Below are 26,569 nucleotides of genomic sequence, written 5' to 3'. Positions count from 1 at the left end.
CAATACAGAGAACGAGATGCACTACTTGAGTACCCGCGGGGGTGTCACCTCCATCGGTTTCGCCGACGCGGTCACCATGGGGCTGGCCACCGACGGTGGTCTGCTGGTCCCGGCCGAGTTGCCCCGGGTCGATGCCGCGACCCTGCGTGCCTGGTCGCAGTTGAGCTTTCAGGAACTCGCCCTCGAGGTGTTCACCCCCTTCGTCGGCGACGAGATCCCGCGCGAGGACCTGCGCGCGCTGATCGATCGCTCCTATGCCGGTTTCTCCCACCCCGAGGTCACCCCGGTGGTCGAGGCCGGCGGGGCGCGCATCCTCGAGCTCTTCCATGGCCCCACCGCCGCGTTCAAGGACGTGGCGCTGCAGTTTCTCGGCAATCTCTTCGAATACCTGCTGGCGCGTGACGGCGGTGAGCTCAACATCGTCGGCGCCACCTCGGGCGATACCGGCTCGGCGGCGATCTACGGGGTGCGCGGCAAGGCGCGCATCCGGGTCTTCATCCTCCACCCCAAGGGCCGGGTGTCGCCGATCCAGGCGCGCCAGATGACCACGGTGCTCGACGACAACGTGCACAACATCGCCGTCGAGGGGACCTTTGACGACGCCCAGCGCATCGTCAAGACGCTGTTCAGCGACCTGCCGTTCAAGCGCAGCCACCACCTCGGCGCGGTCAACTCGATCAACTGGGCGCGGATCCTCGCCCAGATGGTCTACTACTTCTACGCCTGGGGTCGGGTCAGCGGCGGCGATCCCGAGCGCGCGGTCAGCTTCTCCGTGCCCACCGGCAACTTCGGCGACGTCTTCGCCGGCTATCTCGCCCGCCGCATGGGGCTGCCGGTGCGCCGGCTGGTGATCGCCACCAACCGCAACGACATCCTCACCCGCTTCGTCGACAGCGGGGTCTACGCCGCCGAGTCGCAGGTCCACCGCACCCTCAGCCCGGCGATGGACATCCAGCTCGCCTCCAACTTCGAGCGCTATCTCTACTTCCTCCACGACGGCGACTGCGCACGGGTGCGCGCGCTGTTCGAGGGGCTGCGTGAGCACGGTCGCATCGAACTCGACGCCGAGCGCCACGCGCGGGTGCGCGCCGACTTCGACGCCCGCGCCGCGAGCGACGCCGAGACCCTGGAGCAGATCCGCGCCAGCTACGAGTGCGACGGCTATATCTGCTGCCCGCACACCGCCGTCGGCCTCCATGCCGCGCGTGGCATGGACGACGCCATCTGCCTGGCCACCGCGCATCCGGCCAAGTTCAACGAGGCCGTCGAGCAGGCGATCGGCCAGGGCGCGCCACTGCCGCCGTCGCTGCAGGGGTTGATGGAGCGCGAGCAGCGCTGTGTCGAGCTGCCGGCCACGGTCGAGGCGATCAAGGCCGAGATCGAGCGCACCCTCGCCGCCACGGGGGCGGGTGCATGAGCGAGTCGGCCGAACGCTATGTCCAGATCATGGACACCACCCTGCGCGACGGGGAACAGACCCAGGGAGTGTCCTTCTCGCCGGCGGAGAAGCTCAATCTCGCCAAGACCCTGCTCGAACAGGTGCGGGTCGATCGCATCGAGGTCGCCTCGGCGCGGGTCTCCAGCGGCGAGGCCGACGCGGTGCGCCAGATCATCGAGTGGGCCGAGGGGCGCGGACTCGCCGAGCGGGTCGAGGTCCTCGGCTTCGTCGACCAGGGGCGCAGCATCGACTGGATCCGTGATGCCGGCGGACGGGTGCTCAACCTGCTGACCAAGGGCAGCGAGCGTCACTGTCACGGCCAGCTCGGCAAGACCCTGGAGCAGCACGTCGGTGATGTGCGCGCCTGTGTCGCCCGCGCCCAGGAGGCGGGGCTTGCCGTCAACCTCTATCTCGAGGACTGGTCGAACGGCTATCGCGACACCCCGGACTATGTCTATCGCTTCGTCGAGCAGCTCGCCGACAGCGGGGTGGGGCACTTCATGCTGCCCGACACCCTCGGGGTGATGACCCCGGAGCAGGTCGAGGCGGCGATCGCCGACATGGTCGCGCGCTTCCCCCGGCTGTGCTTCGACTTCCACCCCCACAACGACTACGGCCTGGCCACCGCCAACGTGCTCGCCGCCGCGCGCGCCGGGGTGAGCGCGCTGCACTGCACCGTCAACTGTCTCGGCGAGCGCGCCGGTAATGCCTCGCTGGCCGAGGTCGCGGTCAACCTGCGCGATCAGCTCGGCTATCGCACCGGCATCGACGAGACCCATCTCGCCCGCGCCAGCGAGCTGGTCGAGTACTTCTCGGGCAAGCGCATCGCCGACAACGCGCCGATCGTCGGCGCCGACGTCTTCACCCAGACCGCCGGCATCCATGCCGACGGCGATCGCAAGGGCAGTCTCTACCACTCGCGGCTCTCGCCCGAGCGCTTTGCCCGGCGACGCAAGTACGCGCTCGGCAAGCTCGCCGGCAAGGCCTCGCTGGCGAAGAACCTCGAACGACTCGACATCGAGCTCTCCGAGGAGCAGCAGCAGACGGTGTTGCGCCGTATCATCGAGCTCGGCGACTCGAAGAAGACCATCACCACCGAGGACCTGCCCTTCATCATCGCCGAGGTGCTGGAGAGCAAGGATTACGACCATGCTGAGCTGCTCGCCTGCTCGGTGGCCTCGACCATGGACCTGGAGTCGACCGCGAGCATCAAGGTCCGTATCGAGTGCGACGTCTATAACGCCGTGGGCAGCGGCAACGGTGGCTTCGACGCCTTCATGAGCGCGCTCGCGCGGGTGGTGAAGAAGCGCGGCCTGACCCTGCCGCGGCTGACCGACTACGAGGTGCGCATCCCCAAGGGCGGGCGCACCGATGCCCTCACCGAGTGCAGCATCGTCTGGCAGACCGACCTGGGCGAGCTACGCACCCGCGGGGTACATGCCAACCAGGTGTTCGCCTCGATCGCGGCGACGCTGCGCATGCTCAACATCGTCATCCACCGCGCACTCAAGCAGGCGGCGGCTGCCGAGTCCGCGACGACGGGCGACTGAGCCCTGTCTCGTCGGCTGTCGTCGCGCGCGGCGGCAGCGGCGTCAGCCAGCCGATCCCCATCATCAGCCCGCCGACGGCGAGGAAGGAGACGATGCGCTCCACCCCGCCGCGCGCGGCCAGATCGATCGCAAACAGCTTCACCACCGCCAGCGTCAGCACCGCCGCCGCGCCGAACCAGAGCGCGCGCGAGCGCCAGCGCCGCGCCCCCAGCAACAGCGCCACCGCGCACAGCCCCCAGCTCACCGAGAGGACCATCTGCGTCGGTGCCGAGTCGAGCAGCGCCGCCACCCGGTAGTCCACCCCCCAGGCATGGTGCAGCGCGCGCAGCAGCACCAGATTGAGCCAGCCGAAGCCGAGCACCCCGAACAGCGCGGTGACGGCTCGCCGGCCCGGCGCGCCGGGGGCGATCAGCCCGTGCGTCTCGAGCGCGCGCCACCAGCGCCACAGCGCGACGAGCACCAGCGCGGTGACGAGATCGAGCGGGTTGACGAGCGGCAGCCGAGGCCAGGGCGCGCTACCGCCGGCGATCCCGGTCGACCAGATCGACCAGAGCGCCAGCCCGAGCGCGAGCGGCGCGCCGAGCGCGCCGACATGGACCCGCGCCCAGGTCAGCGGCCAGGGTCGCGCCCGCGTGGCCAGCAGTAGCGCCACGGCCGGGAGCAGCGCCAGCGCCGCGGCGTGCCAGCCGGGGGCGGGCTGGTGCGCGACCAGCGCCCACCACAGCCAGCCCCAGTCGAGCACCAGCAGGGTCGTCAGCCCCTGGGCGAACAGGCCCCAGCCGATTCGCGGGGCGAGTGCGCGGCGCTCGACCCGCCACAGCAGCAGATAGCCGAGGCCGACGAAGGCCGGCCAGGCGAGCGCGCCGCCGGCGCCGAACGGTTGCTCCAGCCGCTCGGCGCTGGCCGCCAGCGCGACCAGCCCGAGCAGCGGCAGCCCGCCGAGCAGGGCGTCGAGTCGCGCCCAGCGCAGCCGGGTGGCGGCGAGTTCGGCGAGCAGCGCGCCGAGCAGGGTATAGCCGATGAGTCGCGCCGGCAGCACCGCGCCGGGGTCGAGACGCCACAGCTCGGCGCTCCCGGCGCCGAGCCACCACAGCGCCCCCCAGCCGAGCAGCCAGGGCGCCAGGGCGCGGCACCAGGGGCGGGCACGGTCGAACCAGTAGGCGCTCACCAGCCCGGCGAGGGCGATCGTCAGCGCGCCGAGCACCTCGGCGCCGAGGAAGGGGCGCGGGTCGGCGGCGGTCTCGGCGAAGGGCAGCGTCAGTGCCGCGCCGAGCTGGAGCAACAGCGCGAAGACCAACACCCGCGTCTGCTCCTGACGGGCGCCGATCCAGGCCATGGCCGCGCCCTCGAGCGCCCAGAAACCGGCGGTGAGTTCGGCCTCGAGGGCGAAGGCCGGGGTCAGCGACAGCAGGATCACCGCGAGCGCGAGGAAGGTCTGGGCGAGCAGCGTCGTGGCTGGATGTCCGTCGCGTCGCAGCCAACCGGCGAGGACGAGATAGAACAGCCCCATCGCCAGGGTCGAGTAGGCCTCGCCCCAGGGCAGGTGGGCGACCAGCGCGAGCTGACAGGCGAGGGTCAGCAGCGGGGTGCCGAACACCAGGGTGGCGTCGACCGGGGTGGCGGAGCCCGGCGGTCGGTGCCGGGCGTGGAGCACCGCCACGGCGACATAGACGAGGAAGAAGTAGATCAGGAAGGGCTCGACCCGATGGAACAGTGCCGGCTCGTAGCGCAGCACGCCCCAGACGATGCCGATGACGAAGGTGAAGGCGAAGCCGAGCAGGTTGAGCGCGCGCCAGCCGCGCGCCCAGGCCAGCGCCAGCACCAGGGTGTCGAGCAGGGCGTAGTAACCGAACAGCACCACCGGGTCGCCGCCACCGTCGGCGCTGATCAGTGGCGCGAGGAAGCCGCCGATCAGGCCGAACCAGGCGAGGCTGCGCGCCTCCTGGGTGAGCGCCAGGGCGAGACAGACGAGCGCGATCAATGCCAGCAGCGCGAAGGCGGCCACGGGCCCGAGCAGCCCGGCAAGCACATGGGCGCCGTGGACGTCGAGATAGAGGATGCCGATGGCTGCGCCCTGGAGCAGCAGTCCGTAGTCGCGATTGCGCGCGCACACCCGCCAGCCGAGCCCGAGCAGCCCCAACGCGGCCAGCGCGATGGCGCCGAGACGCAGCTCCAGCGACAGCCGCAGCCACTGCTGGTCGACCGCATACTTGATCAGGAAGCCGGTGCCGACGAACACCAACAGGATGCCGATGCGCACCAGCGGATTGGCACCGAGCAGGCGCTCGCGCAGGCGCCAGGGGGCGCGTGGGGCAGGCGTCGGGCGGGGCGGGGTCGGCGGCGGGGCGGGCAGGTCGAGCGACAGCGGCTCGGAGTCGGGGGCTTGCGCCGGTTCCGGCTGGGGCTCCGCGGGCGATGGGGTCGCACGCCCCAGCTGCTCGCGCAGCATCCGCTCGAGCAACTGCTGGCGGGCGAGCACGAAACCGAACAGTGCGCCGATCAGCGGCGCGGCGAGCCCGTCGAGCCCGGCCTCCGCCAGCCATAGCCCGCCGGCGAGACCGACCAGGGTCAGGATCAGGGTCAGGGCCATGCCGGGTTCCTCGTACCGCCGTGTATGCCGACACGTTAGCCCGGCGCTCGGAGCGGGGCAATCGGGGCGGCAGCTATCAGCCACCAGCTACCAGCTACCAGCTACCAGCCACCAGTCGTCAGCCGTTGCCGCCAGTCGCCAGCTGTCAGTGGACGCTTGTGCTCAACGACGGTGGTCAAGGACTGTCCGCCCTTTCACTGGCGGCTGGCGACTGGCGGCTGGCGACTGGCGACTGGTAGCTACCCGCCGGCAAACTGCTATGATGCGCCGGCGGTCTGGCCGCCATCGTGTTCGCGCCCGCTCGGGCCCCTTGTTGCGGAGAGACGGATGAATCCGGAAAAGGTCGTCTTCGGCTTCTTCATCGTGCTCGCCCTGACGCTGAACTTCGGGTTCTTCGTCGGCGAGATCGACAATCCCGACCATCATCACGCCTGGGAGCTGTTCGCGGTGATCGTGGTCAACCTCGTTGCCACCGTGCTCAAGTTCGGCGACCGCACCCAGCTCGGCGCGGTGCTGCTCGCCACCAGTCTGGTGGCGATCCTGCAGCTCGTCGCCGCGGCGCTGGTGTGGACGGCGGTGGTGCACGTCGGTGAGGGCGGCATGACCCCCTCGGCGATGGCCAGCATCGTCTCGCTCGCCGGCGGGGCGATGATCGCCAACGTGGTCTCGGTGGTGCTGTTGCTGATCGAGACGGTGATGCTGCGCCGCTGAGCGGTGCGGCGCCGCGACCGGGGGAGCCGTCGCATGGATACCATCGTCTTTCTCGTCTTCCGGCGGATGCGCGCGCCGCTGCTGTCGCTGATCCTGGTCTATGCGGTGGCGATGGCCGGGCTGGCGTTGATCCCGGCGCAGGACGCCGCCGGCGAGCCGGCGACGATGAGCCTGTTCCATGCCTTCTATTTCGTCAGCTACATGTCGACCACCATCGGTTTCGGCGAGCTGCCCAATACCTTCACCGATGCCCAGCGGCTGTGGGTCTCGGGTTGCGTGTTCGCCACCGTGGCGGTGTGGATCTATGCCATCGGCACCCTGATCGCGCTGCTGCAGGACGCGACCTTTCAGCGCGCGATCCGCGAGCGTCGCTTTCGCGCCCGGGTGCGCGGGCTGTGCACCCCCTTCTATCTGGTCTGCGGCTATGGCCAGACCGGCAGCGCCCTGGTGCGGGGGCTAACCGATCGTCATCTGCATGCGGTGGTGGTCGATATCGATCCCGAGCGCATCAATCTGCTCCAGCTCGAGAACCAGCGCGAATACGTCCCCGCGTTCTGCGCCGACGCGCGCAGTCCGGCGCACCTCGAGGCGGCCGGGCTCAGGCATCCGCTGTGTCAGGGGGTGGTGGCGCTGACCAACGTCAACGAGACCAACCTCAAGATCGCCATCGCCGCCAAGCTGATGCACCCCGAGGTGACGGTGATCTGTCGCGCCGACTCGCACGAGGTCGAGGCCAACATGGCCTCCTTCGGCACCGACCACATCTACGACCCCTTCGATACCTTCGCGCTCTACATGGCCACCGCCATCCAGGCGCCCTGTCTCACCCTGCTGTTCGACTGGCTCTCGGGCTTCGGCGGCGAACGGCTCAAGGAGCCGCTGTTCCCGCCGACTCGGGGGCGCTGGGTGATCTGTGGCTATGGTCGCTTCGGCAAGGCGATGTACAAGCATCTCAAGGAGCAGGGGATGGAGGTGCAGGTGATCGAGGCGCTGCCACACAAGACCGGGATCCCCGAGGAGGGCGTGGTGCAGGGCCGCGGCACCGAGGCGGTGACCCTGGAGCAGGCCGGGATCCGTCGTGCCGTGGGGTTGGTGGCGGGCACCGATCACGACGCCGACAACCTCTCGATCGTGATGACCGCGCTGATGCTCAACCGCGGGCTGTTCGTGATCGCGCGCGAGAACCAGCACCACAACCATCAGTTGTTCGCCCGGGTCGGTGCCCATGCGATCATGCACCCCAGTCTGATCGTCGCCAATCGCATCGGTATCCGGTTGGTCAACCCGCTGCTCTCCGACTTCGCCACCCTGGCACGGCTCGAGGACGAGCCCTGGGCCTGCGAGTTGGTGAGCCGGGTGCTGGGGTTGGTCGGGGAGTGCGCCCCGCACGTCTGGGAGATCGTCCTCGAACCCGGGCGCGCCTTCGCCGTGTGTGACGCGATTGCGCGCGGCGAGCCGCCGACCCTGGAGATCCTGTTGCGCGACCCGCAGGCGCGCGACGAACGCCTGCCGGTGATCCCCCTGCTGCTGGCGCGCGACGGCGCCCGGTGGTTGCTCCCGGGGCCGGAGACCGAACTCGAGGCCGGCGACCGGCTGCTCTGCTGCGGTCGCGAGTGGGCGAGCAGGCGCATGGGTTGGACGCTGCAGAACCTGCATGCGCTCGACTATGTGTGTGGTCGTGAGAGCTGGCGCGAAGGGCCGGTCTGGCAGTTGCTGGCCCCATTGCTGCGGCGCGCCCGCGATCATTGACCGCCGCGCCGGGAACCCCGACCGATGCCGCTCGTCTGATGCTGGACGAGAGCCCGGGGACGGATCGCACGTGCCTTGGCTCGGCTGGAGATGATGGCATACTGGATCGATTGAGACGATTGCCACCGACTAGGAGAAAGGCCTATGCACCCGGTGATGACCCGACTGGGCCAGGACCATGCCCGTCTCGTCAAGCTGCTCGACCTGTTCGAGACCCTGCTCGACCGCTTCCACGCGGGTGAGGAGCCCGACTACGACCTGATGTCCGAGATGCTCGAGTACATGGACGGCTATGCCGATACCGTCCATCACCCGACCGAGGACATCATCTTTCGTCGAGTCCTCGACAAGGGCGCCGGGCAGCACGAGGTGTTCGACGTGCTGATGCGTCAGCACGCGAGCCTCAGCCAGATCAACAAGCGCTTCCGTCAGTCGCTCGACGGCATCCTCAACGAGGAGGTGCTGTTGCGCGAGGACGTCGAGGCCAATGGTCGCGAGCTGGTCGCGACCATGCGCGCGCACCTCTCGCTCGAGGATCGCGAGGCCTTCCCGATCGCCCTCAAGGTGCTCGACGAGGCCGACTGGGACGCGGTGGCGGCCGAGGCGCCCTCCGCCGAGGATCCGCTGTTCGGCGCCCCCGATCCCGAGCGCTTCCAGGCACTCTACCGACTCCTTTCCGAACAGGCCCAGTCCGAGACCCCTTGATGAAGTTCGTCGATACCCCCGCTTACCGCCATGACACCCCCGAGTCGCTCGGGGTGCTGCTGATCAACCTGGGCACGCCCGACAGCACCAGCGTGCCGGACGTGCGCCGCTATCTCGCCGAGTTCCTCTCCGATCCGCGGGTGGTGGAGATGTCGCGCGCGCTGTGGCTGCCGTTGCTCCACGGCGTCATCCTGCGCACCCGCCCGGCACGCTCGGCGCGTGCCTATGAGTCGGTGTGGACCGAGGACGGTTCGCCGCTGCTGGCGATCTCGCGGCGGCAGCGCGACGGCATCGCCGAGCGGCTGGGCGCGCGGCTCGGGGGGCCGGTCAAGGTTGCGCTGGGGATGCGCTACGGCAACCCCTCGGTGGCCTCGGCGCTGGCCGAGCTGCGCGCGGCCAATGCCCGACGCATCCTGGTGCTCCCGCTCTATCCGCAGTACTCGGCCACCACCACCGGCTCGGCCTTCGACGCCGTCACCGCCGAGCTGCGGCGCTGGCGCTGGCTGCCGGAGCTGCGCTTCATCAACCAGTACCACGACGATCCGGCCTATATCGATGCCCTGGTCGCCAGTATCCGCGCGTACTGGGCCGAGCACGGCGAGCCCGAGCGGCTGCTGTTCTCCTTCCACGGCATCCCCAAGGACTACTTCGACAAGGGCGACCCCTATCACTGTCTGTGTCGCAAGAGCGCGCGGCTGGTGATCGAGTCGCTGGGGCTGGCGGAGGATCGTTGGGGGATGTCGTTCCAGTCGCGTCTCGGTTCGAGCGAGTGGCTCCAGCCCTATACCGAGACCACCCTCAAGGAATGGGGCGCGGCCGGGGTGAAGTCGGTCCACGTGCTCTCGCCCGGGTTCTCCGCCGACTGCTTGGAGACCATCGAGGAGATCGACGAGGAGAACCGCGAGTACTTCCTCGAGGCCGGCGGCGAGCACTACGGCTACATCCCCTGTCTCAACGACGCCCCGGCGCATCTCGATCTGCTCACCGAGCTGATCCTGCGCCACTGCGCCGGCTGGCCCGGGCTCGACGCCCCGGCCCAGGATGCCGAGGCGCTCGCCGAGCGTCTGGCCCGCGCCCGCGCGCTCGGCGCCGAGCACTGACCGCGGAGGTCCCCATGGACGACGCCCATCCACTGCCCACCGAGATCCGCCTGCACCAGCGCTCGCGGGTGCTGGAGCTGGCCTTCGACGACGGGGCGCGCTTCCGGCTGCCGTGCGAGTACCTGCGGGTCTACTCGCCCTCGGCCGAGGTGCGCGGTCACTCCCCGGCGAGCGCCAAGCTGCAGCTCGGCAAGGAGCGGGTGAACATCACCGCGATCGAGCAGATCGGCGCCTATGCGCTCAAGATCCGCTATGACGACGGTCACGACTCCGGGCTCTACGACTGGGGTTATCTCCATCGCCTCGGTCGCGCCTGGCAGCCGCTGTGGCAGGACTATCTCAAGCAGCTGGAGGAGGCCGGCGCGCACCGTGACGGTCCCGACCCCTTCGAGCAATTGCAGGCGCGCGGCGAGGTACCGGCAGAGACGGCGGCGACGGCGCGCGACTGACACCCGGGAGCGGGCGCGCGGCCCGCAGGAGTGGAGGCACATGGATGGAGGCCTGATGCGTCGCTGGACAGTGGTGCTGTGCGCGCTGCTCGGCGCCCTCGCGGTCGAGGCCGCGCCACCCGAGGCCCAGGGCTGGCGCGCCGAGGTGGTGACGCGCGGGCTCGAACACCCCTGGGCGATCGCCTGGCTGCCCGACGGCACGGCGCTGATCAGCGAGCGGCCGGGCCGGCTGCGTCGGCTCGCGACCGACGGCCGGCTCGACCCGAGGCCGATCGAGGGCGTGCCCGAGGTGCTCGCCGAGGGGCAGGGCGGTCTGCTCGACGTCGCCCCACACCCCGACTTCCGTCGCAACCGGCTGGTCTATCTCAGCTATGCCGAGGGTACGGCCCGCGCCAATCGCACCGCCCTGGCGCGCGCGCGACTGGTCGACGGCGCGCTGCGCGATCTCGAGCGTCTCTATGCCAACCCCGACACCAAGCGCGACACCCAGCACTTCGGCTCGCGCATCCTCTGGCTCGACGACGACAGCCTGCTGCTCAGCATCGGTGACGGCGGCAACCCGCCGATTCGCTTCGCCGGCGGACTGATCCGCGAGCAGGCGCAGCGTCTCGACAGCCACTTCGGCAAGATCCTGCGGCTGCGCGCCGACGGCAGCCCCCATCCCGACAACCCCTGGTTCGCCGCCGGCGGCGCGCGCGCGGCCATCCACAGCCTCGGGCATCGCAACATCCAGGGTCTCGCCCGCGACCCGGCGAGCGGGCGGGTGTGGGCCAACGAGCACGGCGCGCGCGGTGGTGACGAACTCAATCGCATCATCCCCGGCGCCAACTACGGCTGGCCCGAGGTCACCACCAGCCACGAGTACTGGGGACCGGCGATCTCCAGCGTCCACCAGCGCGTCGACGTCACCGCGCCGCTGCTCGAATGGACCCCCTCCAAGGCGCCGAGCGGGCTCGCTTACTACAGCGGACGGCACTTCCCGGCCTGGCGCGGCGACCTGTTCAGCGGCGCGCTCAAGTTCGGTGAGGTGCGGCGTATCGACCTGGAGGACGGCGCGGTGGTGGGCGAGGAACGGCTGACCATCGGCACTCGGGTACGCGACGTGCGCGAGGGCCCCGATGGCCACCTCTACGTCCTCACCGATGCGCCCGACGGCGCGTTGCTGCGGATCGTCCCGGATGGATAGCGCGCGGGGCTAGCGATCAGCCGCCAGCCGCCAGCCGCCAGCCGCCAGCCGCCAGCCGCCAGCCGCCAGCCGCCAGCCGCCAGGGGATTGAACCGCAAAGATACCGTCTTTCCCGTCAAGCCGCGGAAGCGTAATCGGGCTGGTAGGGACGACGGTTCTTGAACACGCCGAAGCAGATGTGGGCGAGTTTCCGCATGGCGGCGCCGAGGGCGACCATCTTGGGCTTGCCGCGCGCCAGGAGGCGTTCGTAGAGGTCCTTGACGTGAGGGTTGTAGCGAATGGCGGTGACGGCGGCCATGTAGAGGGTGGCGCGTGCATGCGCAGGCCCGGCCTTGGAGAGTCTGGCGCGCCCCTGCACGGAGGTGCCCGACTGTCGCTCGACGGGCACGAGCCCGAGGTAGGCGGCGAACTGTTGGGCCGAGGTGAAGGGACGGCTTTGCAGCAGCGCCACGAAGCGCTGAGCGACCTTGAGGCCGACGGCGGGGATCGAGGTGAGGAGGTCGACGTCCTCGCGTAGCTGAGGATGGCCGTCGAGGTGGTCGTCGATCTGTTGCTGGAGCTTGGCGAGGGCAGCCTCGAGGAAGGCGATGCTCTCGCGCACCGAGTCGCGCACCAGCGCCGGGGTGTGGGTCGCCTCGACCTTCTCCAGGCGGTTGCGCTCGCGGCGCAGGTCCTCGATGAGGGCGCGCTGACGGGCCAGCAGCGCCCGCAGGAAGCGCACCTCGGGCGAGGGCGGCGTCCAGGGCGCGGGCTTGAGGAGCGCGCCGAAGCGCGCCAGCACCTTGGCATCGACCGCGTCGGTCTTGGTGCGCACCGCCAGACCGCGAGCGAAGTCCCGGGCCTGGGCCGGGTTGACGATCGAGACCGTCAGGCCACGCCCGTGGAGCAGCTCGGCGGCCGTCTCGTGGTAAGGGCCGGTGGCCTCCAACACCACATGGACCGCCTCCGGCCTCGCCCCCTGACGCCCCAGCCAGTCGATCAGCGCCTCCACCCCCGCGGCGGTATTGGGCACCGTCTTGGTCTTGAGCTTAACCCGCTCCTGCTCGCTCAGCTCCAGCGCGGTGTGCAGCTTCGCCTTCGAGACATCGATTCCGAGAGACATCATCGTCGTCCACTCCTTGATCCTGGGCCAGTCCTCATACCCACTCGCCTTGTCCATGCAGGGTTCGCCCCTTGGATACCGTTCAGTGTCGAGACTGGCATGAGAAGAGAGATCGAGGGCTGAATCTTTGCGGCAAGGTCCAGGCCTTCAGTCGCAATCGAGCTGCCTCAATCTCGCGCGGTGGGAGCTAACCACCACGGGGTGGCAAGATACAAGCCGCAAAGAACGCGAAGGGGTTCCAATTGCCAGCGACCAACTGACAGCGAGAGGAGCAGGCTTGTCTCTTACCTTCAAGGCTGACTGCAAACCGCAACTGGAGGCTGTTTGCCGAAGGCTGGTCGCTTTCTTTGCGTCCTTCGCGTCTTGGCGGTTCGAACCAGCTTCCAGCGATCAGCTTCCAGCCTCCAGTCGGGGAGGTTGGTGTGCATGATCGGCGATTGACGGGCAAGACGGTATCTTGGCGGTCCAATCTTCTGATCAGCTGATCGCGCCTTTCGCTGGGCACGCGACGCTTTGCCCAGCCTACGCACTGATATGAGCCTTCAGCTTTGATCCAGCGGGGAGGGTTTGGCGCTTGTGGCTGGCGGCTGGCGGCTGGTAGCTGGAGGCTGAGGGCCTTTCTCTCTGGAGACCGTCGCCGCGGGGCGCGGCGACGGTGGCCCGGCCCGAGGGGCCGGGTGGGGGATCAGCCGCGCTTGCGGCCGGCCACGCGCAGGCGCAGCGAGTTGAGGCGGATGAAGCCGGTGGCGTCGGTCTGGTCGTAGGCGCCGGCGTCCTCCTCGAAGGTCGCGATCGACTCGTCGAACAGGCTGTTGGTCTCGGAGCGACGGCCGAGCACGCTGACGTTGCCCTTGTAGAGCTTGAGACGGACCACGCCGTTGACCACCTGCTGGCTCTCGTCGATCGCCGCCTGCAGCATGCGCCGCTCGGGGGCGAACCAGTAGCCGTTGTAGACCAGGCTGGCGTAGCGCGGCATCAGCTCGTCCTTGAGGTGCGCGGCCTCGCGATCGAGGGTGAGCGACTCGATGGCGCGGTGCGCCTTGAGCATGATGGTGCCGCCGGGGGTCTCGTAGCAGCCGCGCGACTTCATGCCGACATAGCGGTTCTCGACGATGTCGGCGCGCCCGATGCCGTTGGCCCCGCCGATGCGGTTGAGTTCGGCGAGCACCTCGGCCGGGCTCATCGCCTTGCCGTCGATGGCGGTGATGTCACCGCGCTCGAAGGTGAGCTCGATCTCGGTGGCCCGGTCCGGGGCCTGCTCGGGCGAGACGCTCCAGCGCCACATCGCATCGCCGGGCTGGGTCCAGGGGTCCTCGAGGTCGTAGCCCTCGTAGGAGATGTGCAGCAGGTTGGCGTCCATCGAGTAGGGCGACTTGTTGCCCTCGCGCTTCTGCTCGACGCCGATGCCGTGCTTGGCGGCGTAGGCCATCAGCTTCTCGCGCGAGAGCAGGTCCCACTCGCGCCAGGGGGCGATGATCTTGATCTCGGGGTTGAGCGCGTAGGCGCCGAGCTCGAAGCGGACCTGATCGTTGCCCTTGCCGGTGGCGCCGTGGGAGATGGCGTCGGCACCGGTCTCGGCGGCGATCTCGATCAGGCGCTTGGCGATCAGCGGACGCGCGATCGAGGTGCCGAGCAGGTACTCGCCCTCGTAGACGGCGTTGGCGCGGAACATCGGGTAGACGAAGTCGCGGACGAACTCCTCGCGCAGGTCGTCGATATAGATCTCCTTCACGCCCGCGGCCTCGGCCTTGGCGCGCGCCGGCTCGAGCTCCTCGCCCTGACCGATGTCGGCGGTGAAGGTCACGACCTCGCAGCCGTACTCCTCCTGCAGCCACTTGAGGATCACCGAGGTGTCGAGTCCGCCCGAATAGGCCAGAACGACTTTCTTGACTGCGCTTTGCGCCATCGTCTTGCTCCAGAATCGTGAAGGGGTGTTTGCAGGGGCCGGGCGAGCGACTCGCCCTCCCCGGTGGCGGATACCAGTGGCGCGCGGTGCCATGATCGGCCCGACGGTCGCGTCCCGGGTAATCCGCCAGTATAGAACGTCGAGCGGGATCAAGGGGAGGGGCGGAGGGCGGCTTCGGTTCAGTCGTTAGTCTCCGGCTACCAGCCGCCAGCCGCCAGCCGCCAGCCGTCAGTCGTCAGTCGCCAGTCGTCAGTTGTCAGTCGTCAGGGGGATTGAACCGCAAAGGCCCAAAGGGGCGCGAAGGGGATGTTCGGTTGGCAAGGTGCTGGCGGCTCTCTCTAGGGCCGCACCGCCAGCACCGAGCAGGGGGGCTGGTCGAGGATGGACTCGACGGTGTTGCCGATCAGCAGGCCGGTGAGACCGCGTCGTGCGGCGGTGCCCATCACCACCAGGTCGGCGTCGAGCTGACCGGCGAGCAGGCGGACCTGCTCGGTGGCCAGTCCGCGGGGCAGGTGCAGACGGGGGGTGAGATAGTCGTGGGCCTCGGTGCCGAGGATCTCGCGCAGCATCATGTTGAGCGCCTCGAGTCCGCGCCGGTGACGGATACGCTCGCTCTCGACATAGTCGCGCGGAGAATGGTCCGGGGCATCGGACCAGACACGGAACAGCAGCTCGGCCGGGGCGTCCCAGACGTGTACCAGGTGGAGCGCGGCGAAGTCCGAGAGTGCCAGCGAGCCGGCGAGGGTGAGCAGCCGGCGGTTGAGCGGGGTGTCGATCGAGTCGGGCTGCGCCGGATCGTAGTCGAGCGCGAGCAGGATATTGTCGTAGTTGTCGCGCTCGCGTGGCTGCATCAGCCACACCGGGCAGGGGCTGTTGCGCAGCAGCTGGCGATCGTCGCCGCCGAGGAAGCGTTCGAGCCGCTCCGGGGGCTGGGCGGGGTTGATCACCAGGTCGTGACCGCGCTGTTCGATCTCGCGCAGTGCCTCGCGCGCGAGGGCGCCGACCCGTACCTCGATGCGCAGCGCGCAGCAGTCGTGGTGGGCCGCCAGCCGGACCTTCAGCGCCCGTTCGATGCGCGCGATCGTCTCCTGCACGGGTTCGTTCGCCGGTGGTGCGGTCAGCACCGCGAGCACGCTGAGCCGGGCCTGGTTGTTGTGCGCGAGCGTCAGCGCGCGCGCCAGCGCATGCTCCGGCCCGACGCCATCGGCGATGACATAGAGGATGTTCTTGAATCGTTTCATCACATGCCCTCGGCAGCTCCGCCCGCAGGTCGTCCCGGCGCGCAATCCTCACTCAGCCGTTGCGCCGCGCTGCGCGCGGCGTCGGCATAGGGGATGAATACCAGATCCGCCCCCTGTTGTGCGAACCATTGCGCGTCGGCGTCGCTGGTGGCCGAGAGCGCGACCCGGCCTCCATAGCCCTGTTGGCGCAGTCCCTGGAGCAGCAGGCGGTTGATCGCGCGTTCGCGCACCGTGCTCACCACCCAGCGTGCGCGGCTCAGCGGCAGGGTGGCGATCAGCTCCGGATCTTCGATGTCGCCGTAGTGGACGTGGTAGCCGGCGCGTGCCTGGCGGCGCACCACGTCGGGATCGAAGTCGACGGCGAGCACCCGGCGACCGCGCTCGCGCAGCCCGTCGGCCATGACCGCGCCGAAGCGCCCGAGGCCGAACAGCAGGATCTCGGGTTCGCCGGTCTCCTCCGACTCCTGCACGATCTCGCGATGCGGCACCCGGCGCTCGAACCAGACCAGATAGGGCGCGAGCCGCTCGTAGAGCGGGTGCGAGTAGAGGATCAGATAGGTGGAGACGCTGATGGTGACCAGCCCGACCAGGGTGATCAGTCCCAGGGTCTCGGGGGCGAGATGCCCGAGGGCGAGTCCGAGCGCGGCGAGGATCAGCGAGAACTCGCTGATCTGCGCCACCGTCAGCCCGGCGAGGAAGCCGGTGCGGCGGCGATAGCCCATGTAGCCCATGATCGCCATCACGATCAGCGGATTGCCGATCAGCACGAACAGCGACAACACCGCCGCCGCGCCGAGCTGGCCGCCGATCAGCCCGAGTTCGAGCGTCGCGCCCAGCTCGATGAAGAAGAACAGCAGCAGGAAGTCGCGCAGCGTCACCAGCCGCGCGGCGATCTGCTCGCGATAGCGGGTCGAGGCGATCGACACCCCGGCGAGGAAGGCGCCGACCTCGCGGCTGAAGCCGAGCGCGTCGCCGGCGAGTGCGCCGAGCACCGCCCAGGCGATGGCAAACAGCATCAGCAGCTCGGTCGAGCGCGCCAGTCGGTGCAGCAGCCAGGGCAGCACATAGCGCATCAGCAGCGCCACGGTGGCGAGCATCGCCGCCCCCTTGAGCAGGATGGCGAGCGCCTCGCGCACCGGGTGGACGTCGCCCTCGGCCTGGCCGACGGCGGTCAGCGCGATCATCACCAGCACCACCACAATGTCCTGGACGATGAGAAAGCCGACGGCGATGCGCCCGTGCAGCGCGTCGACCTCGCGTTTGTCCGAGAGCAGCTTGACGATGATGATGGTGCTCGAGAAGGTCAGCGCCACCGCCACATAGAGCGCGGCCACCGGCTCCAGCCCGAGCAGCCGGGCGATGACATAGCCCACCGCCGAGGTGAACAGCACCTGGCCAAGGCCGGAGGCCAGCGCCACCGGGCCGACGGTGCGGATGATGTGCAGGTCGAGCTTGAGCCCGACGACGAACAGCAGCAGCGCGATGCCGAGTCGGGCGAACAGCTCGATCTCGCTGCTGTGCGCGACCAGCCCGAAGCCTGCCGGTCCGAGCAGGATGCCGACGGCGATGAAGGCGACGATCAGCGGTTGGCGCAGGCCACGCGCGAGTGCGCCGGCGATGGCGGCGACACCGAGGATCAGACCCATCTGCAGGAAGAGGTCATCGCTCATCGGCATGCCCGCCGGTGTGCGGCTCGAGGGTGCTCCTGGGGTTGGGCGGGCTGCAGGGTCGGTCCATGGTCCACCTCGGATGGGTCGCTCTCTCCCCATCGGACCGGTCGCGCTCGCGCCGGTTCCCACATCGGTCACCGCCCCTTCACCCCATCTTCACTCGCCATCAACGCCGCGGCAACAGTGTTCGGTGATCCTGTGCGCCAAGCTCATCCAGGCAGGCGATGCGATGACCGAGATCACCCGCATGTCCCCTCTGAAATATCGCAGCATCTTCATCTCCGACGTCCATCTGGGCTTCAAGGGGTGTCAGGCCGAGTTCCTGCTCGATTTCCTCGCCGCCACCCAGTGCCGGCAGCTCTATCTGGTCGGCGACATCGTCGATCTGTGGGCGTTGCGCGGCGGACTCTACTGGCCGGAGGCCCACAACCGGGTGGTCGCCGCGATCCTCGACAAGGCGCGCACCGGCACCGAGGTGATCTATGTGCCGGGCAACCACGACGAGGTGCTGCGCGCCCACCTCGGGCTCGACTTCGGGCGGGTGGCGGTGCGCGACGAGGTGGTCCACACCACCGCCGACGGGCGCCGTTTCCTGGTGCTGCACGGCGATCGCTTCGACGGTGTGATCGAGCACGCGCGCTGGCTCTCGCGTCTGGGCTCGCACGCCTATGACCGGCTGCTCGCGCTCAACGCCCAGCTCAGTCGGTTGCAGCGGCTGCTGGGGCTGCGCTACTGGTCGCTGGCCGGTTATCTCAAGCGCAAGGTCAAGAATGCGGTCAACTATATCGGCGACTTCGAGCGGGTGGTGGCCGAGGAGGCCGTGCGCCGCACGCTCGACGGCATGATCTGCGGTCATATCCATCATGCCGAGATGCGCGACATCGCCGGCGTGGCCTATTGCAACTGCGGCGACTGGGTGGAGAGCTGTACCGCGCTGGTCGAGCATCACGACGGTCGGCTCGAACTGCTGCGCTGGACCGATGCCTGTGCCGAGTCGCTCGGCGACGAGGAGGGGCGTCCGGCGGTGGCGCTGGCGCGGGTCGGCTGACCCGCCGACCCTGGCCTATCATGGGGCGAGATCCCGACCAGAGGAGATGCGCCATGCCCACACTGCAACTGCACACCAATGTCACCGTCGCCCCCGAGCGTCGCGCCGAGCTGCTCGCCCGGCTCTCGGCCGCCGTAGCCGAGTTGCTCGGCAAGCCCGAGTCCTATGTGATGGTCCTGCTCGATGACGGCTGCGCACTGAGCTTCGGCGGCAGCACCGAGCCGACGGCGCTGCTCGAGCTGCTCAGCCTCGGGTTGCCCGAGTCCGAGACCCCACGCCATGCGCGCGCGCTCTGCGCGCTCTGCGAGACGCTGCTCGGCGTCCCCGAGCGACGGGTCTATATCGACTTCCGCTCGCCGCCGCGCCATCTCTTCGGCTGGAACGGCGGGACCTTCCAGGACCCGCGTCGCGACTGACCCTTGCCGCCATCTCCGCGCGCCATTGAACCGCCGTCATCCAGCAAGCATCTAATAGATGCGGTGTAGCTCGGTTGCGGCGATCGGAACGATTGTCGCCCACGCCGCCCCGTCTCGCCCGCCCCGCCGCGATGCCCGGGGCTATCCCCCGCCCACCCCGGGCGGTCCCTGCCGATCCTTGCGATGGAGGAGTGGAGTCATGGAGGCCCGCGAACTGTCCGACCGGGGCCCCGGTCGCCACCTGGTGCGGTTGCGCGACGGCAGTCGCTGTCTGCTGCGCGCGCTCGGCCCGGAGGATCGCGATTTTCTGCTCGCCTGTTTCGCCGGGTTGTCGCCGGGGTCGCGTCGGCTGCGCTTCTGCGGCATCAAGCGCGAGCTCAACGAGCGCGACCTCGCGGTGCTCGCGGCCATCGACGGACACCATCATCTAGCCATCGGCGCCATCCGTCTCGACGAGCGCGGGATGCCGGGCGAGCCGCTGGGCGTGGCGCGCTGTATCCGCACCGCGCCCGGCGCCGACAGCGGCGAGCTGGCCGTCGAGGTGATCGACGCGGCGCAGCGTCGCGGCGTCGGCACCGCGCTCCTGCAGGCGCTCATCGGTCACGCCCGTGCCGTCGGCATCCGCCGGCTGCGCTGCGAGGTGCTGGCGGCCAACGTCGGCATGCGCGCGCTGGCTGCGCGCCTCGGCGGGCGGCCGCGCTGGCGTGGCGGCGCGCTGCTCGAATACGAGCACCAGCTCGGCGGCGTCGAGCGGCACGAGGTCGTGGCCACTGGCTGGCGTGCGACCTTTGCCCGCTATCGTGTGTGGATGCAGCCGCGGCCACGCTCGTTCGGCGCGCGGCGCTCGCGCGTGCTGGCGCGGCGCGCGGCTCAGAGCGCGCGGCGCAACCGTGCCCAGTCGAAGGCCGGACCGGGGTCGGTCTTGCGCCCCGGGGCGATGTCGGCATGCCCGACGACACGCTCGGGGGTGATCCCCGGATAGCGCCGCCGCAGCGCCCGCGCACAACGTCCGAGCTGGTGGTACTGAGCGGCGGTGAAGGGCTGGGTGTCGGTGCCCTCGAGTTCGATCCCGATGGAGAAGTCGTTGCACGCCTCGCGCTCGCCGAAGCGCGAGCGTCCGGCGTGCCAGGCGCGGCGCTCGCAGGGCACGTACTGCACCAGGGCGCCGTCGCGCCGGATCAGCAGGTGGGCGGAGACGCGCAATCCGGCGATGGTAGCGAAATAGGGGTGGGCGTCGGGGTCGAGTCGATTGCGGAACAGTGCGTCGATCCACTCCCCGCCGAACTCGCCCGGCGGCAGGCTGATGTTGTGGATCACCAGCAGGTCGATGGTGGTCGCCGGCGGTCGCTCGTCGCAGTTGGGCGAGGGGCGGGCGAGGGCGCCGTCGAACCAGCCGTCGGTGTCGATCTCGGGGTCGGTGTCCATGGTTGCTGTCTGTCTTCTGTTCGTGTCCGGTGACTGCGTGTTCGGTGTACGCGAAGCACTGATCCTGGTCATTGGGGCGCTTGAAAAGCTTCTGTGTTGGCGGTGCCGTGTACCTTGGCGTGCTATAGTGGCCAAGCTGTATACGAAGCCCCGTTAGGTCTCAGGGATGGTCGTCGGGGAGCCGTCTCGTCCTGATCCGATAGGGAACCGCCGTGCAGCAGACTGCACCCGCGCTCAAGATCGCCTTCGTCAACCCGCCCTATCTGGAGCGGTTCTCGCGTACCCAACGCTCTCCGGCGGTGACCAAGAGCGGCACCCTCTATTTCCCGATGTGGCTCGCCGCCGCTGCCGCGCTCTGCGCCGAGTCGGGCCACGAGATCGATCTCATCGACGCCCCGGCCAGCGGTGCCGACACCGAGGCGGTGCTGGCGCGTCTGGCGCGCTTCGCCCCGCGGCTGCTGGTGGTCGAGACCAGTACCCCGAGCATCGCCAGCGACCTGGCCTTCTGCGCCCGCGCCCGCGCGCGCCTGCCGGCGACCTGCGTGGCGCTGGTCGGCACCCATGCCTCGGCGCGACCGCAGGCGTGTCTGCGCGATGAGCCGGCGGTCGATCTGGTGGTGCTCGGCGAGTACGACCTCGGGGTGCGCGACCTGGCCGCGGCGCTCGCGTGCGACGAGCCGCTCTCCACGGTCGCCGGGCTCTGTTATCGCGACGGCGACAGGCCGCGTCTCGGTGTCGCGCGCGCGGTATTCGAGGACCTCGATCGGCTGCCGCCGATCAGCCCGATCTATCGTCGCTTCCTCGACATCCGCGACTACTTCAACCCCAACGCCATCCACCCGATGGTGACCATCAGCACCAGTCGCGGCTGTCCCAACCACTGCACCTTCTGCGTCTACCCGCAGACCATCACCGGGCACCGGCTGCGACGGCGCTCGGCGGGCCACGTGGTCGACGAGCTGGCGTACATCCGCAGAGCTTTCCCCGAGGCGCGCTCGGTGTTCTTCGAGGACGACACCTTTCCCGCCGACCGCGCCCGCTGCGCCGAGATCTGCGAGGAGATGATCCGTCGCGGCTTCGACCTGCCGTGGTCGGCCAACGTGCGCGTCGATGTCGAGCCCGAGACCCTGCGGCTGATGCGTCGCGCCGGCTGTCGCAACCTCTGCGTCGGCTTCGAGAGCGGTGACCAGGCGCTGCTCGATCGCGTGCGCAAGCGTATCACCCTGGCGCAGTCGCGCGCCTTCATGCGCGAGGCCCGCGCGCTCGGGCTGATCGTCCACGGCTGCTTCATGGTCGGGCTGCCGGGCGAGACCCCGGAGACCATGCGCCGGACCCTGGAGCTGGCCATCGAGCTGGCCCCGGACACCGCCCAGTTCTACCCGATCATGGTCTATCCGGGGACCGCCGCCTACGACTGGTATGCGCGCGAGGGGATGCTGGTGACCGAGGACTTCTCGCGCTGGCTCACCCCCGCCGGGCTGCACAACACCGTGGTGCGCAGCGCAGCGCTCGACGCCGAGGCGTTGGTCGCCTTCTGCGACCAGGCGCGGCGGCGTTTCTATCTGCGTCCGCGCTATCTGTGGCGGCGGCTCGGGCTGGTGGCGCGCGATCGCGAGGAGTTCCGCCGCACCTGGCGTGCCGGGCGCACCTTCCTGCGCCATCTGCTGCGCGGCTCGGACATCGAGGCCGGCCATGGCTGAGGCCGCGCCGCGGGTCTCGGTGGTGGTCCCCGCCTATCAGGCCGAGGCGACCCTCGGGCGTTGTCTCGACGCACTCCTCGCCCAGCACACCGCCGCCGATGACTACGAGGTGATCCTGGTCGACGACGGTTCGCGCGATCGCACCGCCGAGATCGCCCGGCGCTATCCGCTGCGCTACGTCCATCAGGCCAACGCCGGTCCGGCGGCGGCGCGCAACCACGGCGCGCGGCTGGCCCGTGGCGAGCTGCTGTTGTTCACCGACAGCGATTGCGTGCCGGCGCCGGACTGGATCGAGCGGATGCGCGCGCCCTTCGCCGATCCCGAGGTGATGGCGGTCAAGGGGGCCTATCGCAGCGATCAGCCGCAACTGGTGGCGCGCTTCGTCCAGCTCGAGTTCGAGCAACGCTTCGCGCGGCTGCGCCGACGCGCGCGCATCGACATGGTCGACACCTATTCCGCCGGTTATCGGCGCGCGGTCTTCGTCGCACTCGGCGGCTTCGATCCGCGCTTCCCCAAGGCCGACAACGAGGACACCGAACTCTCCTACCGGATGGCCGCGCGCGGCATGCGCATGGTGTTCGCTCCCGACGCGGTGGTCAGCCATTTCGGTCACCCCGATTCGGTCTGGCGCTATGCGCGGCTGAAGTTCTCGCGCGGCTACTGGCGGATGGTGGTCTACAAGCGCCACCCCGGCAAGATGGTCGCCGACAGCTACACCCCGCAGACGCTCAAGCTGCAGATCCTCGCCATCCTTGCGCTCGCCCCGGCGCTGGCGCTCGCGCCCTGGTGGCCGAGGGCGGCGCTGGCGCTCGGTGGTGCGACGCTCGCCGCCTTCCTGCTCAGCGCCACGCCCTTCCTCGCCGCCGCCTGGCGGCGCGATCGCCGGTTGGCGCTGGCCGCGCCGGCACTGCTGCTGGTACGCGCCGCCGCGCTCGGCGGCGGCGCCGTCGCCGGGAGTCTGCTGGGGCGTCTCGGCGCGGGCGCGGGGACGGCTCGATGAGACGCACCCACCGCAGTGTCTGCCGGATCTGTCACGGCGGCTGCGGTGCCCTGGTGACCGTCGAGGACGGACGCGTGGTCAAGGTCGTCGGCGATCGCGACTCACCGATGAACCAGGGTTGGATGTGCGTCAAGGGGTTGCGCACCCCGGAGATCGCCAACCACCCCGACCGGCTGGAGTGGCCGCGGCGCCGCCGCGCGGGCAAGGCCGGCGGCTGGGAGCGGGTGAGCTGGGAGGCGGCGCTCGACGAGATCGCCGAGCGCGTCGCCGCGATCCGCGATCGCCTCGGCCCCGAGGCGATCGCCCTGGGGCAGGGCACCGGGCGTCATCACTACATGCACGTGGTGCGCTTTGCCAACGCCCTGGGTACCCCCAACTGGTACGAGCCGGGGCTGGCGCAGTGCTTCATCCCGCGGGTGACGGTGAGCAACCTCACCTACGGCGGCTATGTCACCGGCGACTACTACGGCGACACCCCGCCGGCCTGCATCCTCTTCTGGGGCAGCAACCCGCTGGTCTCCAACCCCGACGGCAAGATCGGCATCGCCATCCGTCGCGCCCTCGATCGCGGTGCGGTCGGCATCGCCGTCGATCCGCGTCGGCACGAGACGGCGCGTCGCTGCGAGCTGTGGCTGGGGCTGCGCCCGGGTACCGACGCGGCGCTGGCGCTGGCGATGATCCAGGTGATCATCGCCGAGCGGCGCTACGACGCCGAGTTCGTCGCGCGCTGGACCCAGGGCTTCGACGCGCTGGCCGCCCATGTCGCCGACTGTACCCCGGCCTGGGCGGCACCGATCACCGGGGTCGCCCCCGAGCTGATCGTCGAGGCGGCGCGCCGCTATGCCGCGCTCGGTCCGGCGGTGCTGGAGTGGGGCGTGGGGATCGAGCAGAACGTCAACGCCCTGCAGACGGTGCGCGCGCTGGCCTGTCTGCGCGCCCTGGTCGGCAGCATCGACGTGCCCGGCGGCGAGCTGCTGTCGATGCAGCGGATGCGCGCCTATCCGACCCTGGCCGAGCAACTGCCGCGCGAGCAGGCGCGCAAGCGGCTCGGCGCCGAGCGCTTCAAGCTGCTCGGTGGCTGGCGCGCCTACATGCCCTCGGCGCACATCCCCACGCTGTTCGCCGCGATGCGCACCGGCGAACCCTATCCGGTCAAGGGGCTGCTGGTGTTCGGCAACAACGCGCTGGCGACCGTGGCCAACGCCCGCGCGGTGCGCCGCAGCCTCGAGTGTCTCGACCTGCTGGTGGTGAGCGAGCTGTTCATGACGCCGACGGCGGAGCTGGCCGACTTCGTGCTGCCGGCGGCCTTCTGGCCCGAGGTCGAGCAGGTGATCGGCTATCCGCTGGCCACCGGCAACCTGGTCTACCACCAACCGGCGCTGACCCGACGCGGCGAGTGCCGACCGGACGAGTGGATCATCGACCAGCTCTCGCGGCGGCTCGGCCTGCCCGACAGCGAGCGTCCCTTCGAGGCGGTGATGGCCCATCAGCTCGAGCCGACCGGGGTCGGTCTCGATCAGCTGCGTCGCCAGGGCGTGCTGCGGCTGCCGCATCGCTACCGCAAGTACGAGACACGCGGCTTCCGCACCCCGTCGCGGCGCATCGAGCTCTACAGCAAGGCGCTCGAACGACTCGGCTACGATCCGCTGCCGAGCCATGTCGAACCGCCCGAGAGCCCGCGCAGCCGCCCCGACCTGGCGCGCGACTATCCCTATGTGCTGATCACCGGCAGCCGTCGGCGCGAGTTCTTCAACAGCGAGCACCGTCAGGTCGCCGGGCTGCGTCGCCGCGCGCCCGACCCGCGCGCCCAGCTCCACCCCGAGGTGGCGCGCGCCGAGGGTATCGCCGACGGCGACTGGATCGCGATCGCCACGCCGCGCGGTCGCATCCGCATGCGCGCCGAGGTCACCCCCGAGATCAATCCCGAGGTGGTGAGCATCGATCACGGCTGGTGGTTCCCGGAGGCGCCGAGCGCGCTCGCCGGGGCGTGGCGCGCCAATGCCAATCTGTTGACCTCCGACGCGCCGCCCTACGACCCGGCCTTCGGCACCTATCAGCTGCGCGGACTCCTGTGTCGCCTCGCCCCCGCGAGCGCGCCCGCCGCCGACGAGATCGACGAGCCCGACGATGATCCAGCACGCGCTTGAGCGTCTCAACCTCTTCCTCGGCGCGCGGGTCGGCGGCCAGCGGGTGCGCTGGTTCGTGCTCGCGCTGGTGGTCACCGACCTCGGCTGTCTCGCACTCAGCCTGTGGCTGGGCTGTCTCTCGCACCGTATCGGCGGGGGCGGGCCGGTCGACGGGGCCACGCTGGGGCTGGTCGGGATGCTGCTCGGTGCCCTGGTGTTCGAGCGCGTCGGACTCTATCGCTACGAGCCGAGCATGATGCGGCTGGTGGAGATCCGCAAGATCATCCGCGCGGTGGTGATCCTCGCCCTGGTGCTCACCGCCTTCGCCTTCTACACCGGCGAGCAGGCGGCGCGGCTCGCGCTGCTCCATGCCATGGGCTGGTTGCTGGTCACCCTGCTGGGCGCGCGCGCCCTGGTCTACCGGTTGCAGCAGTCGCTCTACTCGCGTCGCTTCAACGTCAGCCGGGTGCTGATCGTCGGCGCCGGCGAGGCCGGGCGGATGCTCTACAAGCACATCCGCGAGGCCCCCGAGCTCGGCTACTGGGTCTCGGGGTTCTACGACGAGGACCGCCGCGCCCTGGCGCTCGCCGGCGAGGCCGCCGCCGGGCCCGAGGCGCCGGCGCTGATCGCCGAGGCCGACGCGCTGCGCGCCTTCATCGAGCGCGAGCAGGTCACGCTGGTGCTGATCAGCACCCCGATCCGCAGCGCCGGCGAGTGTCACCTCCAGCAGTTGATGCGCCTGACCGAGGGGCTGGCGGTGCGGATCTGCTTCATGCCCTATCTCAGCGGCTATTTCGCCAAGCAGATCCAGTTCATGGACATCAACGGCATCCCCATGGTGACCCTGGGCGCGATCCGCCCCCGGCCCGCCGAGCAGATCAGCAAGCGCCTGCTCGACCTGACGCTGGCGGGGGCGGCGCTGTTGCTGCTCGCGCCGCTGATGATCGCGATCGCGCTGTGGATCCGTCGCGACTCGCCGGGACCGGTGCTCTTCGTGCAGGAGCGGGTGGGCAAGGACGGCGCGCGCTTCCCGATGTACAAGTTCCGCACCATGCACCTCGACAGCCCCAGGTTCGCCTACTCGCCGACCGTCTCGGACGACCCGCGGATCACCCGCGCCGGGCGCTTCCTGCGCCGCACCAGCCTCGACGAGCTGCCGCAGCTGTTCAACGTGCTCGAGGGCAGCATGAGCCTGGTCGGCCCGCGCCCCGAGATGCCCTTCATCGTCGAACAGGAGTACGAGGAGATCCATCGCGAGCGGTTGCGGGTGAAACCGGGGATCACCGGGGTCTGGCAGATCAGCGGCGACCGCGACAAGCAGATCCACGAGAACATCTCCTACGACCTGTTCTATGTCGAGAACCGCTCGCTGCTGCTCGACGCCATCATCCTGGTACGCACCCTGTTGTTCGCCGTCTCGGCGATGCGTACCTGCTAGCCGCGCCACCGGAGCCGCC

21 protein-coding genes are annotated in these 26,569 nt (G+C 69.8%); 15 read left to right on the top strand and 6 right to left on the bottom strand.

What is annotated here, in order from left to right; translation table 11 throughout:
- Positions 1-16: 16 nt before the first annotated feature.
- Positions 17-1,417, top strand: coding sequence for a threonine synthase (gene thrC, locus ACAM26_RS01440; protein ID WP_123141160.1), 1,401 nt, complete (start codon positions 17-19; stop codon positions 1,415-1,417).
- A complete protein-coding gene (locus tag ACAM26_RS01435) occupies positions 1,414-2,988 on the top strand; it encodes an alpha-isopropylmalate synthase regulatory domain-containing protein (RefSeq protein ID WP_369612995.1) in 1,575 nt (524 codons plus the stop codon). The genes thrC and ACAM26_RS01435 overlap by 4 nt, the downstream gene beginning before the upstream one ends.
- Here the strand turns inward: ACAM26_RS01435 and ACAM26_RS01430 are convergent.
- Positions 2,945-5,578, bottom strand: a complete 2,634-nt coding sequence (locus tag ACAM26_RS01430) for a DUF2339 domain-containing protein (protein WP_369612994.1) — start codon at positions 5,576-5,578, stop codon at positions 2,945-2,947. The genes ACAM26_RS01435 and ACAM26_RS01430 overlap by 44 nt on opposite strands.
- A 327-nt stretch (positions 5,579-5,905) precedes the next feature.
- Between ACAM26_RS01430 and ACAM26_RS01425 the strand changes: the two genes are divergently transcribed.
- The 6 genes from ACAM26_RS01425 (at position 5,906) to ACAM26_RS01400 (ending at position 11,478) form a co-directional block, all read left to right on the top strand.
- On the top strand, positions 5,906-6,289 hold the full coding sequence (locus ACAM26_RS01425) for a DUF6394 family protein (RefSeq protein ID WP_062277143.1): 384 nt from the start codon (positions 5,906-5,908) through the stop codon (positions 6,287-6,289).
- A gap of 33 nt (positions 6,290-6,322) precedes the next feature.
- On the top strand, positions 6,323-8,038 hold the full coding sequence (locus ACAM26_RS01420; protein ID WP_123141157.1) for a TrkA family potassium uptake protein: 1,716 nt from the start codon (positions 6,323-6,325) through the stop codon (positions 8,036-8,038).
- Between the two features lie 144 nt (positions 8,039-8,182).
- Entirely contained in the window at positions 8,183-8,743 is a 561-nt protein-coding gene (locus tag ACAM26_RS01415) for a hemerythrin domain-containing protein (RefSeq protein WP_062277147.1), read from the top strand.
- Positions 8,743-9,843: a ferrochelatase gene (gene hemH, locus ACAM26_RS01410; RefSeq protein ID WP_369612993.1), complete on the top strand. Its 1,101-nt coding sequence runs from the start codon at positions 8,743-8,745 to the stop codon at positions 9,841-9,843. Before ACAM26_RS01415 ends, hemH begins: the two co-directional genes overlap by 1 nt.
- Before the next feature lie 14 nt (positions 9,844-9,857).
- Positions 9,858-10,292, top strand: a complete 435-nt coding sequence (locus ACAM26_RS01405; RefSeq protein ID WP_369612992.1) for a gamma-butyrobetaine hydroxylase-like domain-containing protein — start codon at positions 9,858-9,860, stop codon at positions 10,290-10,292.
- Between the two features lie 55 nt (positions 10,293-10,347).
- Positions 10,348-11,478, top strand: a complete 1,131-nt coding sequence (locus ACAM26_RS01400; RefSeq protein ID WP_369612991.1) for a PQQ-dependent sugar dehydrogenase — start codon at positions 10,348-10,350, stop codon at positions 11,476-11,478.
- A gap of 115 nt (positions 11,479-11,593) precedes the next feature.
- Here the strand turns inward: ACAM26_RS01400 and ACAM26_RS01395 are convergent, their stop codons facing one another.
- The 4 genes from ACAM26_RS01395 to ACAM26_RS01380 form a co-directional block, all read right to left on the bottom strand.
- On the bottom strand, positions 11,594-12,583 hold the full coding sequence (locus tag ACAM26_RS01395; protein WP_369612990.1) for an IS110 family transposase: 990 nt from the start codon (positions 12,581-12,583) through the stop codon (positions 11,594-11,596).
- Between the two features lie 682 nt (positions 12,584-13,265).
- Positions 13,266-14,486, bottom strand: coding sequence for an argininosuccinate synthase (locus ACAM26_RS01390; RefSeq protein WP_123141152.1), 1,221 nt, complete (start codon positions 14,484-14,486; stop codon positions 13,266-13,268).
- Between the two features lie 338 nt (positions 14,487-14,824).
- Positions 14,825-15,727: a universal stress protein gene (locus ACAM26_RS01385; RefSeq protein ID WP_123141151.1), complete on the bottom strand. Its 903-nt coding sequence runs from the start codon at positions 15,725-15,727 to the stop codon at positions 14,825-14,827.
- The gene (locus tag ACAM26_RS01380) at positions 15,727-17,397 is read right to left on the bottom strand and encodes a cation:proton antiporter (protein WP_369612989.1); all 1,671 of its coding nucleotides are present in this window, start codon (positions 17,395-17,397) and stop codon (positions 15,727-15,729) included. Before ACAM26_RS01380 ends, ACAM26_RS01385 begins: the two co-directional genes overlap by 1 nt.
- Before the next feature lie 229 nt (positions 17,398-17,626).
- On the opposite strand from ACAM26_RS01380, the gene ACAM26_RS01375 reads away from it, so the two are divergent.
- From ACAM26_RS01375 to ACAM26_RS01365, 3 genes are all read left to right on the top strand, one after another.
- Complete coding sequence (locus ACAM26_RS01375; RefSeq protein ID WP_123141182.1) at positions 17,627-18,445, top strand: UDP-2,3-diacylglucosamine diphosphatase; 819 nt, start codon at positions 17,627-17,629, stop codon at positions 18,443-18,445.
- 53 nt (positions 18,446-18,498) lie between these two features.
- Positions 18,499-18,861: a phenylpyruvate tautomerase MIF-related protein gene (locus ACAM26_RS01370; protein WP_123141150.1), complete on the top strand. Its 363-nt coding sequence runs from the start codon at positions 18,499-18,501 to the stop codon at positions 18,859-18,861.
- Between the two features lie 199 nt (positions 18,862-19,060).
- Complete coding sequence (locus ACAM26_RS01365; RefSeq protein WP_123141149.1) at positions 19,061-19,843, top strand: GNAT family N-acetyltransferase; 783 nt, start codon at positions 19,061-19,063, stop codon at positions 19,841-19,843.
- Here the strand turns inward: ACAM26_RS01365 and ampD are convergent.
- The gene (gene ampD, locus ACAM26_RS01360) at positions 19,732-20,286 is read right to left on the bottom strand and encodes a 1,6-anhydro-N-acetylmuramyl-L-alanine amidase AmpD (protein WP_369612988.1); all 555 of its coding nucleotides are present in this window, start codon (positions 20,284-20,286) and stop codon (positions 19,732-19,734) included. The genes ACAM26_RS01365 and ampD overlap by 112 nt on opposite strands.
- 212 nt (positions 20,287-20,498) lie before the next feature.
- Here ampD and ACAM26_RS01355 point away from each other — a divergent pair, with 212 nt between their 5' ends.
- Genes ACAM26_RS01355 through ACAM26_RS01340 form a run of 4 tightly spaced genes read left to right on the top strand, consistent with a single transcriptional unit; the run spans position 20,499 to position 26,550 of the window.
- The gene (locus ACAM26_RS01355) at positions 20,499-21,986 is read left to right on the top strand and encodes a radical SAM protein (protein WP_123141147.1); all 1,488 of its coding nucleotides are present in this window, start codon (positions 20,499-20,501) and stop codon (positions 21,984-21,986) included.
- Positions 21,979-22,986 (top strand): glycosyltransferase family 2 protein, encoded by a 1,008-nt coding sequence (locus ACAM26_RS01350; RefSeq protein WP_369612987.1) that lies wholly within the window; start codon positions 21,979-21,981, stop codon positions 22,984-22,986. The genes ACAM26_RS01355 and ACAM26_RS01350 overlap by 8 nt, the downstream gene beginning before the upstream one ends.
- Positions 22,983-25,133: a molybdopterin-dependent oxidoreductase gene (locus ACAM26_RS01345; RefSeq protein WP_123143190.1), complete on the top strand. Its 2,151-nt coding sequence runs from the start codon at positions 22,983-22,985 to the stop codon at positions 25,131-25,133. Before ACAM26_RS01350 ends, ACAM26_RS01345 begins: the two co-directional genes overlap by 4 nt.
- Positions 25,114-26,550: a sugar transferase gene (locus ACAM26_RS01340; RefSeq protein ID WP_369612986.1), complete on the top strand. Its 1,437-nt coding sequence runs from the start codon at positions 25,114-25,116 to the stop codon at positions 26,548-26,550. The genes ACAM26_RS01345 and ACAM26_RS01340 overlap by 20 nt, the downstream gene beginning before the upstream one ends.
- Positions 26,551-26,569 lie beyond the last annotated feature (19 nt).

Origin of the sequence: Marichromatium sp. PS1 (assembly GCF_041155115.1) — a bacterium.
GTDB classification, from domain to species: domain Bacteria; phylum Pseudomonadota; class Gammaproteobacteria; order Chromatiales; family Chromatiaceae; genus Marichromatium; species Marichromatium gracile.
Note: the sequence above shows the minus strand (reverse complement) of the source record. Positions and strands in the feature narration are given on the sequence as shown.